The sequence below is a fragment of the Blautia stercoris genome (genome assembly GCF_054657695.1).
The window spans coordinates 1,216,819-1,233,189 of record NZ_BAAHYF010000001.1 but is presented as its reverse complement, the minus strand read 5'-3'; the positions used below and the strand labels follow the sequence as shown (position 1 = coordinate 1,233,189).

11 protein-coding genes are annotated in these 16,371 nt (G+C 39.1%); 9 read left to right on the top strand and 2 right to left on the bottom strand.

Annotated elements, in window-relative coordinates:
• Window positions 1-40: 40 nt before the first annotated feature.
• From ACYQ2D_RS05900 to ACYQ2D_RS05875, 6 genes are all read left to right on the top strand, one after another.
• On the top strand, window positions 41-2,257 hold the full coding sequence (locus ACYQ2D_RS05900; RefSeq protein ID WP_459784874.1) for a L,D-transpeptidase family protein: 2,217 nt from the start codon (window positions 41-43) through the stop codon (window positions 2,255-2,257).
• A 126-nt stretch (window positions 2,258-2,383) separates the two neighbouring features.
• Complete coding sequence (locus tag ACYQ2D_RS05895) at window positions 2,384-3,367, top strand: 1-aminocyclopropane-1-carboxylate deaminase/D-cysteine desulfhydrase (RefSeq protein ID WP_187558219.1); 984 nt, start codon at window positions 2,384-2,386, stop codon at window positions 3,365-3,367.
• 5 nt (window positions 3,368-3,372) lie between these two features.
• Entirely contained in the window at window positions 3,373-4,314 is a 942-nt protein-coding gene (locus ACYQ2D_RS05890; RefSeq protein ID WP_187558218.1) for a glycosyltransferase family 2 protein, read from the top strand.
• A 47-nt stretch (window positions 4,315-4,361) separates the two neighbouring features.
• Window positions 4,362-5,576, top strand: a complete 1,215-nt coding sequence (locus tag ACYQ2D_RS05885) for an ATP-grasp domain-containing protein (RefSeq protein WP_459784872.1) — start codon at window positions 4,362-4,364, stop codon at window positions 5,574-5,576.
• Window positions 5,564-5,914 (top strand): hypothetical protein, encoded by a 351-nt coding sequence (locus ACYQ2D_RS05880; RefSeq protein ID WP_022303746.1) that lies wholly within the window; start codon window positions 5,564-5,566, stop codon window positions 5,912-5,914. The genes ACYQ2D_RS05885 and ACYQ2D_RS05880 overlap by 13 nt, the downstream gene beginning before the upstream one ends.
• Window positions 5,907-6,248, top strand: coding sequence for an EamA family transporter (locus ACYQ2D_RS05875; protein ID WP_117455290.1), 342 nt, complete (start codon window positions 5,907-5,909; stop codon window positions 6,246-6,248). Before ACYQ2D_RS05880 ends, ACYQ2D_RS05875 begins: the two co-directional genes overlap by 8 nt.
• Before the next feature lie 121 nt (window positions 6,249-6,369).
• Here the strand turns inward: ACYQ2D_RS05875 and rffA are convergent, their stop codons facing one another.
• A complete protein-coding gene (rffA, locus tag ACYQ2D_RS05870; RefSeq protein ID WP_372555051.1) occupies window positions 6,370-7,500 on the bottom strand; it encodes a dTDP-4-amino-4,6-dideoxygalactose transaminase in 1,131 nt (376 codons plus the stop codon).
• Window positions 7,501-7,694: 194 nt separating this feature from the next.
• Here rffA and ACYQ2D_RS05865 point away from each other — a divergent pair, with 194 nt between their 5' ends.
• The gene (locus ACYQ2D_RS05865) at window positions 7,695-10,688 is read left to right on the top strand and encodes an N-acetylmuramoyl-L-alanine amidase (RefSeq protein WP_459784871.1); all 2,994 of its coding nucleotides are present in this window, start codon (window positions 7,695-7,697) and stop codon (window positions 10,686-10,688) included.
• Window positions 10,689-10,742: 54 nt separating this feature from the next.
• Here ACYQ2D_RS05865 and ACYQ2D_RS05860 read toward each other — a convergent pair whose 3' ends face one another.
• Window positions 10,743-13,928, bottom strand: coding sequence for an MBL fold metallo-hydrolase (locus tag ACYQ2D_RS05860; RefSeq protein WP_459784869.1), 3,186 nt, complete (start codon window positions 13,926-13,928; stop codon window positions 10,743-10,745).
• 208 nt (window positions 13,929-14,136) lie between these two features.
• Between ACYQ2D_RS05860 and ACYQ2D_RS05855 the strand changes: the two genes are divergently transcribed.
• Complete coding sequence (locus ACYQ2D_RS05855) at window positions 14,137-14,955, top strand: LicD family protein (RefSeq protein ID WP_459784868.1); 819 nt, start codon at window positions 14,137-14,139, stop codon at window positions 14,953-14,955.
• Between the two features lie 11 nt (window positions 14,956-14,966).
• Complete coding sequence (locus ACYQ2D_RS05850) at window positions 14,967-16,364, top strand: lipopolysaccharide biosynthesis protein (RefSeq protein WP_444139526.1); 1,398 nt, start codon at window positions 14,967-14,969, stop codon at window positions 16,362-16,364.
• Window positions 16,365-16,371: the final 7 nt, after the last annotated feature.

The following is a 16,371-nucleotide window of genomic DNA, read 5'->3' as shown; positions in this document are numbered from 1 at the left end:
TAAGTAAAAATCAGGAGATACCAGAAAGCGAGGGATAGGTATGAAAAAAAGAAGAATGAAACTGTTATCCTTGATGCTTACCGTGGCCGTTACTATGACAACGGTATTGCCGGTAAGTGCAGCGACTGTATCAGAAGGAGCGGTACAGAGCCAGGAAAGTTCACAAACTCTTTTAGAGGGACAACCGGATGGCGGACAGCAGGAAGTTGGAGAGCAAGAGACAGGAGAAGAAACTCCGGATGTGAAAGAAACTCCAGATGTGAAAGAAACTCCGGATGTGAAAGAAACTCCGGATGTGAAAGAAACTCCGGATGCAGAAGCTGAGGCTCCGTCTGAGGATATGAAAGAAGAGCCGAATGAGACTCCGGCGGATGAGGCAAAGACAGAAGAACCTTCACAGGAGGGACTGGAAGAACGACAGCCGACGGATACAATTACTGTACTGAAAAATAATGAATTAAAAGGTGAAAAAATTGACGAACACTGGACGTTAGAAACTGTAGTGGATGCATCCAATAAAGCAAAACAGATAATTTATCGTTATTATGAAAATCTTACAAATGCAGGCACGCTGACAGAAAAATGGGTGTTTGAAGTAGAAAAAAGTATCTGGGTAAAATATGAGGCTGAAACTGATGTAACACCGGTTGTTTTAAGTGAAGATGTTTATCAGATTGGAAAAGACAGTTATTATTTAAATGCAAAGGGTCAATTTGCATCCAACGCATGGAAAAAATATAGAAGTGAAACCGGAACAGAGTATTATTATTTTTTTAATGCAGAAGGAAAGAAAGATACTTCTAAAACAGGACTCCGTACAGATATTGAAAATGGAGTAACTTATTTTCTGGAAGAAAATGGAGAAATTTTTAAAAATGGTCAGAAAGTCATAAATGGAGTGACTTATGTCTTTGGAGCAGACGGAAAATGTACTTCCAATTATAAACCGGGCTGGGAAAAGACAGCTGATGGCTGGAAATGGAAACAGGCTGATGGAACATATGCGGCAGGTACCTGGATTTTGACAAGTGGTAAATATTACTATCTGAAATCGAACGGAATCATGGCTACCTACTGGACACAGGTAGATGGAAAATACTATTTCCTTGGCGCAGATGGTTCTATGAGAACTTACTGGCAGAATATTTATGGTAAATATTATTGGCTCGGAAGAGATGGATCAATGAAAACCGGCTGGCAGCAGGTTTATGGCAAATGGTACTATCTTGGAAAAGAAAATGATGGTGCGATGAAATATTACTGGCAGAAAATTGACGGTAAGTATTATTGGTTAGGTCATGGAAATGATGGCGCGATGAAAACCTACTGGCAGAAAATCTATGGAAGATATTATTTCCTTGGCAGTGATGGCTCTATGAGAACCGGTTGGCAGAAGATTTATGGAAAATACTATTATCTTGGCGGAGCAAGTGATGGCTCTATGAAAACCGGTTGGCAGAGAATCGGAAATAAAAAGTATTATTTTGGCGGAGCAAACGACGGTGTCATGAAAACTGGCTGGCAGAAGATTGATGGCAAGTATTATTATTTCGGAGGTACTGCAGACGGAGCAATGAAAACCGGCTGGACTTCTGTTGGCAGCAAATGGTACTACTTAGACAGTAACGGAGTGATGCAGACTGGTTATATTAAAACCGGAAATACCAGATTTTATATGGATGCGAATGGTGTTATGCAGACCGGCTGGCAGTATGTCAATGGATACAAATTATACTTTAAATCCAATGGAGCATTGCAGCAGGATGTCAGCAGTATGGTAAGTGGACCATACAGACTGCGTGTAAATCGTACGACCTGCATGGTTACTGTATTTGCAAAAGATGGTTCAAACGGATATATTATTCCGGTTAAATCAATGACCTGCTCTGTAGGACTTCCGGCAACCCCAACCCCAACAGGAACATTCTACATTGGTGACCAGGACAGATGGCATATCTTAATGGGACCATCCTGGGGTCAGTATACGTCTCATGTATATCAGGGAATCTTTATTCACTCTGTAGCAGGTGGACGGCAGAACATTTATAACTTAAATGCAGCAGATTACAATAACTTAGGACGTCCGGCATCTCACGGATGTATCCGACTTTGTGTAAGAGATGCAAAATGGATTTATACAAATGTAAGCAGAGGTTCACAGATTACAATTGGTGATGGCTATTATGAGCCATTTGATAAACCGGCTACGATTAAACTTGCACCGGGAACAAATCTTATGGACCCGACCCAGTGTTAAGCAGATACCGACTAAAGAAAATTTTGTTTTTAGATTTTGCTTAAAAAAGAAGAGAGGCGTGTTTTTTTGACACGTCTCTTCTTTTCGCTTATAATGATAGAAAGGTACGATTGAGAGGCGAAAAAAATGGAATTGGAAAGAACACCAATTTATGAGATTTTTGACAGAAAACAGTCGGGAAATCAGCTCTATATCATGAGAGAAGATTTACTGCCATTTTCACTTGGAGGAAATAAAGTAAGAATTGCGAATGCCTTTTTTGAAGATATGCAGAAAAAAGGGTGTGATATTATGATTGCTTATGGAAATGTGCGATCTAATTTATGCAGGGTGATTGCAAACGAATGTTTCAGAAAAAAGATTCCCTGTTATATGATTTGTTCATTTGAAGAGGGCGAAAGTGAGGAAAAAGAGACAAGCAACAGCCATTTGATGCAGATGCTTAAGGTAAAAATTGTAAAATGTAGAAAAAATCAGATTGCAGAGACAGTAGAGGCAACGATGAATCGGTTAATACAGGAAGGACACAAACCGTATTATATCTATGGAAATAAATTTGGAACCGGAAACGAGGGGGTTTCTGCTTCTGCTTATGCAAAAGCTTATCAGGAGATCTTGAATTTTGAGAAAAACCAAGGGATTTTCTTTGATTATATTTTTCATGCATCGGGAACAGGAGCAACACAGGCAGGTCTGACTTGTGGACATCTTTTGGCGAGAGATAAGAAGCAGATTGTTGGGATTTTGATTTCCTCAAGAGAGTATGAACGTGCGGTTTCGATTATTGAAACCGGAATGAGAGAATACTTAAAAGGGCTTGGAAAAGAGTTTTCCATGGAAGACCAAAAAGAGATCCATCTGGCAAGTGAGTATACAAAAGGTGGATATGGACAGTATGATGAGGAAATCGAGCAGTGTATCCGTGAGGAGTTTGCCTTAAATGGAGTGGCAATGGATGGAACTTATACCGGAAAAGCATTTCTTGGAATGGAACACTATATCGAAGATTATCAGATTTCTGGAAAAAAGATATTATTCATTCATACCGGAGGAACACCTCTTTTCTATGACTGGCTTGGTACACAAAAAAAAGATTTAGGAAGGTTATAAGAAAAATGCTGATTTCTATTGTAATACCTTGTTATTATTCGGAAAAAACAATTCAGAAAGTAGTCGAGCTGACGATTCAGGAATTTCATGCACATAAAAAATATCAATGCGAGTTTGTCCTGGTAAATGATGGATCGACAGATGGAACGTTTGAAAAAATAAAAGAATTAGGAAAGAAATATCCATTTGTGCATGGAGTCAATCTGATTCGTAACTTTGGACAGCATAATGCACTGATGGCGGCACTTCATTATACAAAAGGTGATTATGTACTCGGAATGGATGATGATATGCAGACGCATCCTTCACAGATTTTTAAGCTGGTAGAGAAAATTCAAGAGGGATATGATCTGGTTTATGGACATTATGGAAAACGAAAAAATTCTTCTCTCAAGAACTTAAGCAGTAAATTAAATGAAGTTTCTTCGAGAATTTTACTGGGACGGCCAAAAGAAATTACTTCAAGTAATTTTTGGATTATCACCAAAAAAGTAGCAGAAGAAACCAGGAAATATGACAGTTATAATCCTTATATTGATGGGATTTTTTATCGGATTACCCACAATATTGGAAATGTGGAAGTGGAACATCATAAAAGAGAAGTTGGAGCATCTAATTATACCCTGCATAAGCTGATTCATTTATGGCTGGCATATTGGAATTATTCTGTAATCCCGCTTCGAATTTCGTCTGTGGCAGGTGGAATTGCTGCCGGAGTCGGATTTTTGATGGCAGTTATCACAGCGATACGAAAAATCGTTGACCCGTCTCTGGTGATTGGCTGGGCGTCTATGATGTGTGTGACGATGGTATTTGCAGGCATGATTTTAATGTGTCTTGGGATTGTCGGGGAATATCTTGGAAAAATTATTCTTACGCTGAATCATACTCCACAGTTTATTGTAAGAGAAACGATAAATGTAAGCGAACAAAGGGAAGAAATTTGACCGAATCAAGAAAGTTGGCAAATCAGCTAAATGGGAGTTATTTTGAAATGTCAAAGAAGAAATTAATGATATTAGGAGCAGGAATCTATCAAGTGCCTTTAATAAAAAAAGCAAAAGAAATGGGGCTGGAAACGCTGGTTGTAAGCATAAAAGGAAATTATCCGGGAATTGCGCTTGCGGATTCTTTTTATGAGATAGATACAAGAGATTATGAAAAAATTTTAGAAACCGCAAAAAGAGAAAAGATTTCCGGAATCTGTACCTCAGGAACGGACGTGGCAGTGCGTGCGATTGGTTTTGTCTGTGATAATCTGGGACTACGAGGGATTCCAAGAGAAGCAGCGTGGAAGGTCACGGATAAGCTTTTGATGAAAGAGGCATTAAAGGCAGGAGGGGTCTCAACCGCAGATTTTAGAAAGGTCGCTTCTTATGAAGAATGTGTTGAGTCGGCTAATGCACTTGGATTTCCGGTTATGGTAAAAGCAGTGGACAGTTCAGGAAGCCGTGGAATCCACCGTGCAGACAGGATGGAAGAATTAGAATATGCCTGGCAGGAAGCAAAAAAGGTAACAAAGAAGCCGTATGTGCTGGTAGAAGAATTTATTGAAGCCGATGAAATAGGGGTAGATGCTTTTATTGGAGAAGAAAAAATAGAAGCATTTTTTCCACATGAAAAATTTACTTATACGGTAAATGGAACAACGATGCCAATCGGACATAAATTTCCTTATCATGCATCGAAAAAACTGATGGAAAATCTGAAACATCAGATTGAGCTTGCCATAAAAGCACTGGGAATGAAAAACTGTCCGCTAAATGCCGATGTATTTGTAAGAGGAGAGCAGGTCTGGCTAATTGAAGTTGGAGGAAGAACAGGAGCAACCTGTATTCCGGAGCTGATTTCAATTTATACGGGTTATGACTGGTATGAAAAGATAATCAGTTATGCACTTGGCGAAGAGGCAGAGTTTCAGAGTGAAGAAACACATCCTTGTATGGGCGCATTGCTGTTTTCGAATCAGGATGGCATAATCGAAAAGATTGAAATGGATAAACTTAAAAGCCTGGTTCAAAAAGGCATTGAGGTTCAGCTTGATTATCAGGTCGGTGATAAAATTGAGGCAATGAAGAATGGAACAGATCGGATTGGGCAGGTCATTATGAGGACAGGAAGCGAAGCGGAATTAGAAGAAGCGTTAAGCCATGCAAGAGAAACAGTCTGGCTGTCGAAAGGAAATTTGGAAGAACGATGGAAAAATTAAAAGATTATATCTTACTGCATTTAAATATCATGCTGTTTTCATTTACCAGTGTATTCAGCAAACTGGCATCACAGCAGTTTAATAAACACGGACTGTTTTCAGCAGGAATGATTGGATTTTCTTTTTTGATGTTATTAAACTGCTTTGTTTATGCAATTGCGTGGCAGAAGGTTATCAAAAAATTTGATTTAAATGTTGCTTATGCAAACCGTACGGTATATTTAATCTGGAGCCAGATATGGGCTGTTTTTATTTTTCATGAGAGTCTTACGGTGACGAATATGATTGGTTTGCTGGTTGTATTTATTGGAGTGTTGGTGGTGCAGAAATATGAATAATTATATGTGGCTGTTATTTATCGGAACATTTTTCAGTGCATTCTCACAGCTGTTATTAAAGCAGAGTGCAAATAAAACCTATAAAAATCCGATTTTTGAATATTTAAATTGGCGCGTGATTCTTTCTTACGGAATTTTTGCAGCCGTTTTGTTTCTAAATACTTATGCGTATACAAAAGTAGACATGAAATATGGTGCAGTAATTGATACCTTTACTTATGTGTTTGTTATGGTATTGTCGTATTTTATTTTAAAAGAAAAGTTTACAAAGGAAAAATTAATTGGAAATTTGATTATTATGAGTGGAGTGTTTATTTATACCCTGCCGTTTTAATCTTCCAAAGAAGAAGCCGATTATGAGATGTATAAATATAAGAAACGGATTTATAGAGACAGAGTATAAAAGAGTGGAACAGATTGTAGATTTGGCAAAATGTTCCACTCTTTTAAAATTTTTACCGGTTGAAGTAATCAAAAATTGTTTTAACAACATATTCTTTATCCGCTTGTGACAGCTGGTAGTACATCGGAAGACGTACCAGACGTTCGCTTTCTTTTGTTGTATAGCGGTCTTCTCCAAAGAAACGTCCGTATTTTTTTCCGGCTGGTGCAGAATGTAATGGAATATAATGAAAAACAGACATCACACCGTGTTCTCTTAAATAATGAATAAAATCAGAGCGACTTTCCAGGTTCGGGAGTTTGATATAGTACATGTGAGCATTGTGAATACAATCTTTTGGAATAAAAGGCTGTTCAATCAATTCCTTATCGGCAAGTGGTTTTAATGCTTCATTATAAAAGTTCCAGGTGGCCATGCGGTCATTTTGAATGTCATCTGCCATTTCAAGCTGAGCCCAAAGATAAGCAGCATTTAAATCGCTTGGAAGATAGGAAGAACCATAATCCTGCCAGGTATACTTATCAATCTGTCCACGGAAAAATTTACTGCGGTCTGTTCCCTTCTCACGCAGAATTTCTGCTTTTTCCTGATAAGCATTATTCTGAAAGAATAATGCACCGCCTTCTCCCATACTTAAATTTTTGGTTTCATGAAAACTAAGACAGCCAAAATCTCCAATTGTTCCAAGACTTTTTCCCTTATAATAAGAAGCGAATCCCTGTGCGGCATCCTCGACAACTTTTAAGTGATGACGCTTTGCAATATTCATGATTGTGTCCATATCGCAGGCAACTCCGGCATAATGAACCGGAACAATCACTTTTGTTTTTTCAGTGATGGCGTCCTCGATCAATGTTTCATCAAGATTCATGGTATCAGGACGAATATCGACAAAGACAAGGGATGCACCTCTTTGAACAAAAGCATCTGCTGTGGAAACAAAGGTGTAGGAGGGAAGGATGACTTCATCCCCCGGTTTTACACCGCTTAAGACAGCTGCCATTTCAAGTGCATGAGTGCAGGACGTGGTGAGAAATGCCTGATTGGTATAAAAATGTTCTTTCATCCACTGACTGCATTTTTTGGTAAATGTTCCATCTCCGCAGATTTTTCCGCTTGCGATGGCTTCTTGTATGTATTTTACTTCATTTCCCGTATGAGGGGCAATATTAAAATCAATCATAACGACTCCTAAAAATTTTGTTCTAAATCAAATAACTACGGTAACATTTTAACATAGTTAAAAAAAAACGCAAATATTAATTTGATATACATTGCAATTTAAAAATAAGTATTATATAATAGGAAATACTTGGTTAACATATATGTAATAAATTTGGAAAAAGTTGACGCAAAGCAAAAAGGGAAGGGTAGGAAATGAAAAAGGCAACAAAAAAATGGATTGCTTACTTGTTGACACTGACAATGCTATTATCTGTAGCGACTCCGGTATTCGGAGCAGAGCCAGGGACAGAAGAGGCTGTGCCGGAAACTGTGCAGACACAGGAAGCGGTGCAAAGTACAGAAAAAAGCGCAGATGAAATTTCACAGGAACAGGTTTCGGAGGAACAAAATTCGGAGGCACAGAGTACAAACGAACAGGATACGGAAGAGCAGAATTCGAAAACTTCTGATTTAGAAGGAACAAATTCGGAAGAAACAAATTCAGAAGAAATGAATTCAGAAGAAATAAATTCCCGGGATGCTGTTTCAGAAGTGGCGTTTAACTATGTGGTTACTCAGGATGATGGAATCAATCAGTCTGTTATTATGAGCTTTGGAGACGAAACAACAGTGATTGAGAGTGCAGTACTTACATACCGTGACGGAGGAGAGATAAAAACAGCAGAGTCAGATACTGTAGCAGAGAACTTTGCCGTTTTTTTGCTTCCGATTGCACAGGATGGAGTGGAACGTGTATGGGAAAGTGCTGTAGTGAGAATTACAGGGATTGAGTATACTGTGTCACTTCAAGATTCTGAAGGTATGACGCAGACAGAAGTTTCAGAAGAAACCGCTTCAGAAGTATTGCAGGATACAGAAGAGTCTTTAGATGAAGAGACTGTTAATCTGGTAGAAGATTCTATCATTTCCACAAAGGGAGACGGAATTACGGGAGAGGAAATTGCGGATTCAATTGAAAAATCAATAGAACTCGTTCCGGATGCAGACGTAACAGCTCAAATCAGCACATTTTCCATGGAGTCTGTGGGAAGAGCAGCACAGAAGTATGTGATTGTGTTAGACCCAGGACATGGTGGTTATGATGGAGGGGCTGAAAATCAAAATGGAATTTCTTCCGAATCTGAATCAAAGTTGACATTAAAAATTGCAAATTATGTAAAACAGGAGTTAGAGAAATCATCACAGTTTGTTGTCTATATGACCAGAACGGATGACAGCTATGTTGGGTTAAGTGAACGTGTAAATTATGCGGCATCCAAGAATGCAGATATTTTAGTAAGCCTGCATTTAAATTCCGCAGATTCAAAAACCGCAAATGGAGCAGAAATCCTTGTACCAAGAACAGGACGCTATAACTCTAAGGTTGCGGAAAATGCCGGACAACTGGCACAGGATATTTTGAAAAAACTGGTAAGTTTAGGCTTATACAATCGTGGACTGGTTTATCGTGACAGTGCAAGTGGTACAAAATATCCGGATGGAAGTACCGCAGATTATTATGCAATTGTTCGTCAGGGATTGCAGGCAGGAATTCCATCCATTATTGTGGAGCATGCATTTATCAGCAGTACAGTGGATGCAAAGTTTTTAGACAGTGAAGCAGATTTACAGAAGATTGGAAGAGCCGATGCAGAAGGAATTGCACAGTATTTTGGTGTGACACTTTCGAATTCTTCTAATAATAACAGTAATAGTAATTCCAGCAATTCAGACAAGAATGGCTGGGTCAAAGAAAATAGAAACTGGTATTACTATAAGTCAAATGCAAAACAGACAGGCTGGCAGAAGGTTGATGGAAAGTGGTATTATCTGAAGGCAAACGGAGTGATGCAAACTTACTGGTATCTGGAAAATGGAAAGTATTATTTCCTTGGAGCAAATGGCTCTGTAAGAACCGGCTGGCAGAATATCTGGGGAAAATGGTATTATTTTGACAGTGATGGAGTGATGCAGACCGGTTGGCAGAAGATAAAAGGAGTCTGGTACTATCTTGGAGGGTCTTCGGATGGAGCAATGAAAACAGGCTGGCAGAAGATTAATGGAAAGTGGTATTACTTAAAGGCAAACGGAGTGATGCAAACTTACTGGTATCTGGAAAATGGAAAGTATTATTTCCTTGGAGCAAATGGTTCCGTAAGAACCGGCTGGCAGAATATCTGGGGCAAATATTATCATTTTGACAGTGATGGAGTGATGCAGACCGGCTGGCAGAAAATCGATGGAGCATGGTATTATTTTGGAAATGAGAAAAATGGTGCAATGCAGGTGGGCTGGCAGATAGTTGACCATGAGTACTATTACATCGTGGACAGCGGGGTGATGCAAACTTACTGGAGAAAAATCGACGGAAACTACTATTTCTTTGGAGCAAATGGTGTCAGAAGAACCGGTTGGCAGAAAATCTGGGGAAAATGGTACTATCTGGATGAAAATGGAGTGATGCAGACCGGCTGGCAGAAGATAAAAGGAGTCTGGTACTACTTTGGCGGGTCTTCAGATGGAGCAATGAAAACCGGCTGGCAGACCATTAATGGAAAGACCTATTATTTTGACTCAGAAGGAGCAATGGCAACCGGAACCGTTACAATTGGCGGAACAAAGTATGAATTTAACAGCAGTGGAGCTCTAAAAGAAGAAACAAAAAATGAAGGGTTATATCAGATTACGGGAACAAGCAGTGTGACTGTTTCTCAGATGGTAAAATATTATAATACATACTCTTCGATTGCTTATCCGTCTGCAGCGCTGACCAAGGGTGGTGCAGCGGATATTGAAACATTTTGTAAAATAATAAAAGAAGAAGCCGATGCAGAAAACATGAAAGCCGATGTAGTATTTATTCAGGCAATGTTAGAAACCGGATATCTGAAATTTGGCGGAGATGTAAAAATCAGCCAGTTTAATTTCGCAGGACTTGGAGCAACCGGAAACGGAGTTGCAGGAAATTCTTTTAAGGATGTAAGAACCGGAATCCGTGCTCAGGTACAGCATTTAAAAGCTTATGCCAATAAAGAGGCGTTAAAAAATACCTGTGTAGATGTTCGTTTCTCTTATGTGACAAGAGGAAGTGCACCTTACGTGGAATGGCTTGGAATTCAGGAAAACCCAAATGGGGGCGGTTGGGCTGCAAGCAAGAATTACGGTAATGATTTACTGGGATTAATTAACAAGTTAAAAGCAATTTAAAAAAACAGACAGGATGATGTCAAAATCCTGTCTGTTTTTTTGCTGTATTTAGATTTAATTAGAACCCATCAGTTCTCCGGAAGCAGAGAAAACATACCATTTTTTGTCGATTAATTTCAGTCCGGTCTGCATCACTCCGGATTCGTCCAGATAATAGGTTTTGCCGTTTGAGGTAACCCATCCGGTCTGTAACACTCCACTATAATTTGCATAATACCATTTGCCGTCAACAGAGAACCAGTATTTCTGCATCACTCCGGTTAAAGGCATAAGGTAATAACGATTCTTGCCGTTTGTATACCAGCCTTCTATGCGTGCACCATTTGACTGGAGAAGATACCAGTTATTGTCAATTTTCTGCCATCCGGTCAGCATTGCTCCAGAGGAATTTAAGTAATACCATTTGCCCCAGATGCTCTGCCATCCGGTTCGCATGATACCGTCTGAACCAAGGAAGTAGTAGGCATTATTGACTTTCTGCCAGTAGGTTTTCATAGCTCCGTCATTTGCATTGCCAAAGTAATACCATTTAGAATCGAGTCGTTTCCATCCGGTCTGCATCAGTCCATTAGTTTCAAAATAATAAGTTTTGTTATTGAGTGTCTGCCATCCGGTTTTTAAGGTTCCGTTCTCATTTAAATAATACCACTGGTTGGTACCGATTTTGATCCATTTGGTTTTCATTCTACCGCTTGTTGGGTCAAAGTAATAAGTTTTGTTGTTAAGTGTCTGCCATCCGGTCTGCATGACACCGCTCTTATTTAAATAATAAGTCTGGGTATACAGATACATCCATCCGGTCTGCATGATACCATTACTGTTCAGATAATGCCAGCTGTTTCCAACTTTTACCCATCCGGTCTGCATGACACCTTTCTCATTCATGTAATACCATTTTTGTCTGTGATAAAGCCATCCGGTCTGCATCATTCCGGATGAATTTAAATAATACCATTTATCATCGATTTCACGCCATCCAGTCTGCATGATTCCTTTTTCATTCATGTAATACCAGTATTTTCCACTTTTTACCCATCCGGTCTTTAAGATTCCGGTTGAGAGGTCGAAATAATAATAAGTTTGATTAAGATACAGCCATCCAATATGACGATATCCGGTGGAATCAAAATAGTATTTTTCTCCATCAATGGTTTCCCATCCATTTTTTGTGTAGCTTCCGTCTGCGTGAACATACCACCAGCCATTTTTATCCTGTTTCCATCCAGTTTTGGAGGTTGTGGTTTTGGAAGTGTCCCAGACTCCGTTTTCATCAACATAAGATGTTCCAATCCAGGCATTTTTTGCCATGGTGCCGTCTTTCTGGAAATAATAGCATTTTTTATTGATCCATTTCCACCCAGCCGAAAGCATCTGACCGCTGTCATTGAAAAAGTAAGTATCCTCATCAATGGTGCAGAGTCCGGTTGAAATACTGCCGTCATTCTTTAAGTAATAGTAATAGTTTCCATTTTTTAACCAGCCATGAACGAGTGCACCTTTTGCATCAGCATAATACCAAGTTGCATTTGTGCGAATCCATTTCTTTTCATCTGCGGTAATGGAATTAGAAAAATGATAGGTTTCTTCATCATAGTCCACAAAACCGGTGTAGGCTTTTTCACGTCCATTTAAATAACTGGAAAGATAAGGCGTCTCGTCTTTACTGTAAAAGAAATAATCAGAAGAAGAGACATTTAAGTCCAGCGTATCCATATCCAGTGTGATTGCAGGAGTGTATGAAGTATATTCTGGAAGAGAGTAAAGTCTTGTTCCAAGTTTATTTAAAAGTTCAATTCTGTCTTCCGGAAGAACCTTGTAAAGCCCTGACTGAATGGCAATTGTTGGACTTAAGGTATTTAGATATTCCAGAGAGTTTGAATTTGCGATTCCATGATGACCCAGCTTTAAGACATCAATATGTCCCAAAACTTTGGAAAGACGTGCCTCATCTCCATCTGCAAAACCGATATCGCCGCTAAGAAAGGCAGTGTATCCACTGTCGGAAGTGACTTTTACGCCAAGAGAAAAATAGTTGGCATCGAGTTTTCCGGTTGTTTTGTAATCATCACTGTAGTTCATCACCTGAAGATGCAAGTCCCCAAGGTCGAAGTCTGGATTTCCGGTTGTGCTTGCAGGTGTGCTGTAGACTGTTGAGTTTGGATCAGAAGAATTCAGTACAGCAATTCCTTCTTCGGGGAATGCCTCTTCCATTGCAGGGTCATCTTCAGAAACCGGAGAATCTCCATATTTTTCTTCAATTTCCTGTTCTGTAATATAAGAATAAGAACGGGTATCCGTACCGGCAGAAATATTTTGTTCTTCGGTCTGAGCGGAAGCTTCAGCAGCCTGGTCTGGAACAACCGGTGCATTGACATCGAAGTTCTGAATCAAAGTACTTCCAACTTCTTTCGCTGCCTCAACTGCTTTATCGTAAACATAGAGATTGTCAAATAACAGTCCGGGTGAAGTGATGTATTCATCTTTGTATTCCATCAGATAGACTCTTTGAGGATGAAATTCCCGAATGACTTCATCCGCAGAACCGATGTGGTCACTGTGAGGATGCGTTCCAAGATAAAAATCAAAGTTATCCTGCGTGACACCAACACTGTGCATGTAATCAAGTACCTGTTGTTCATAGCCCTTTCCGGTATAGACATTGTTTCTTAGTGGATAGCGTGGGTCACTGCCATCCGGATAATCGCTGTCTTCTCCGGAGTCAATCATTCCAAAGTGTCCATTGCTTTCAAGCAGGATGGCATCACTGTTATACGGAAGAGTGATAAAATGAATTTTTGAATAAGAAACTTCCGGTTCTTCTTCGCTGTCGTCTTTATCGGATGAATCTGGATTTTGGGTATCACCGGAAGAATCCGAATTATCTGGATTCTGGATATCACCGGAAGAATTCGAACTATCTGGATTCTGGGTATTACCGGAAAAATTCGAACCGTCCGGATTTTGAATATCACCGGAAGAATCCGAAGAACCGGATGAATTTGACGAATCTGGATTCTGACTGCTTCCGGACGAATCGGAAGTATCTGAGTCTTTGAGTTCATCCTCAGAGGATGATTTCCTGGAATCAGAGGCATCTTCTGAAGTGTTTGAAGAGTCGGCAGATTCTAAAGCGGAACTGCCAGATACAGAGGATGCAGAAACCGGAACAGAACCAAATACAGTTGTTGTGCTAAGCAGCAGTGCCAGGAATCTGGCAAAATAAGGTTTCTTTTTGTGCATAGATAATATCCCTTTCTATTCTATTTGTATGCATTGTTTTTGCGTCTTATCCTGCTATTATAAGCTATTTTTTGTCGAAAATTCAATAGTTATGTAGAATACAAAGAGAGAAAAACGAAAGAGAGACAGATTCTGGCATTTGCTTTTATACAGGAAATATAGTAAGATACTTCGAGAGTGGTTAAAAAATAAAAAATGGAGGTTTAAGATGCAGGAAATTACAGAGATTGCCGAATTAAAAGAGATACAGCTTGGAATCTTAAGAAAAGTAGATGAACTGTGTAAGGCACATCATCTGAAATACTTTATGTCTGATGGAACTCTGCTTGGGGCAGTCCGGCATAAAGGATATATTCCGTGGGATGATGACCTTGATATATGGATGCCAAGAAAAGACTATGAGAAATTAGAGCAGATTATGAATCAGGAAGACTCCTGCTATAAAGTAGTCAATCATAAAAATACAAAGGGATATATTTATGCCTTTGGAAAAGCGGTTGATACTCGTACAATTTTAAAAGAAAATATCGAAGTCAATTGTCCAATGGGAATTTATGTAGATATTTTTCCTTATGATGGACTCCCTGGGGAGAAAAAAGAGGATTATATCAAACATGTCAGAAAATGTTTGTATCTGGAAAAACAGCGTTACAGAGGGTTTCAGAGTTTTAAAGGTGTAAAAGGAAACCATACTACAGGAAATACAAAACGGTTTGTATTCTGGGCTGTCAGAAGACTGATTGGCGGAAAGAATTTTATCCGTATGGTAGACCATTTAAGTCAGAAGTATCCGGTAGAGGGGGCAAAGTATGTGGGCTGTCTGGTGGGCGGTTATAAAGAAAAAGATATGATGCCGGCCGAAATTTTTTCAGAAGCAGTTGAATTGGAATTTGAGGGCGAATATTTCCGTGCGCCAAAAGGCTATGATACCTATCTTACAATTGAATATGGCGATTATATGACCCTGCCACCGGTAGAACAACGTGTCACCCATCATGATTTTAAAGCATGGTGGAAAACCAAATAAGGAGAATTACTGTGAAGAATCTTTGGAAATTTGTAAAAACTTCAGGTATCTATTTTATAGGTACAGTATTACATAAATTGATTACGTTCTTCCTGCTTCCGATTTATACCAAATATATCGACAAAGCAGATCTTGGAACGTATGACCTTGCAACTGCTTACATTAACTTCTTGTGTTCGATTCTGTTTCTGGATATCTGGAGCGGAATCATGCGTTTTGCCTTTGAATATGAAGGAGAAGAGCGGAAAAAGCCGATTACCAGTGGAATTGCGATTTTCACCGGTTCTACGGTACTTTATACCATCGTGTTATTTGGAGCAGGATGTATCTTTGATATCAAGTATCTTCCACTTATCTATCTGTATGGTATTATGATGAACATTCAGACTTTAGTTGGATATCTTGCAAGAACCTATGGAAAAAATGCGTTATATACCACATCTGGTCTGGTCAGCTCTTTTGTAACTGTAGCATGTAACATTTTATTTATTGTATATTTCCGCATGGATTACAGTGCACTGTTTATCTCTGCCTGTATCGGATATCTGGTCAATATCGTAGTGCTTGGATGGGGAATCAAGCTGCCAAAGCTGATTTCTGTGTCAGCCTTTGATAAAGATTTATTCAAAAGGATGCTGATTTTCTCACTTCCGCTTTGCATGAATTCTGTGGCATATTGGTTTTTAACTTCCTATAACCGTGTCGCAATTTCAAATGTTTTATCAGTCAGTGAAAATGGTCTGTATTCGATTGCCGGAAGATTTTCTTCGTTTATTACGTTGTTTACGACCTGCTTTAATATGGCATGGCAGGAAATGTCTTATTCAAGAGAAGCACAGAAGCAGACGAATCAGGGAGAATTTTATACCACTGCTTTAAATTCTTATATCAAGTTTTTATGTATGGGGCTTTTAATGCTGATTCCTGCAATTTCAGTTATCTTCCCGATTATGATTAATGAATCTTATGCGGACGCAAAACAGTTGGTACCGTATTATCTGCTTGCAACCATTGTTTCCTGCATCAGCAGTTTCTTTGGAAATATCTTTACTGCAATTAAGAAAAATAATGTATTGTTTTATACCACAGTGGCAGGAAGTGTGGTAAATGTAGTCAGCGTGCATCTGCTATTACCGATTGTTGGGGTACAGGGAGCAAGTATTGCCCTGTTTTTAGGTTTTATGGTAAATAATACGATTCGTGCTTATCTGCTGAAAAAAGAAATTCAGGTTTCAATCGATTTGAAATTCATTGTTGCATGGGCAATTGTTTACATTGGAGTAAGTTATATTTATCTGCATGCAAATGCCATCATCAATGTGTTAACTGTTTTTGTGGGAGGATTGTTGACTTTATTTGTATTCCGTAAGGAATTAAAGGAGATTTTAGGTACAATAAAAAACAGATAAATGAAGT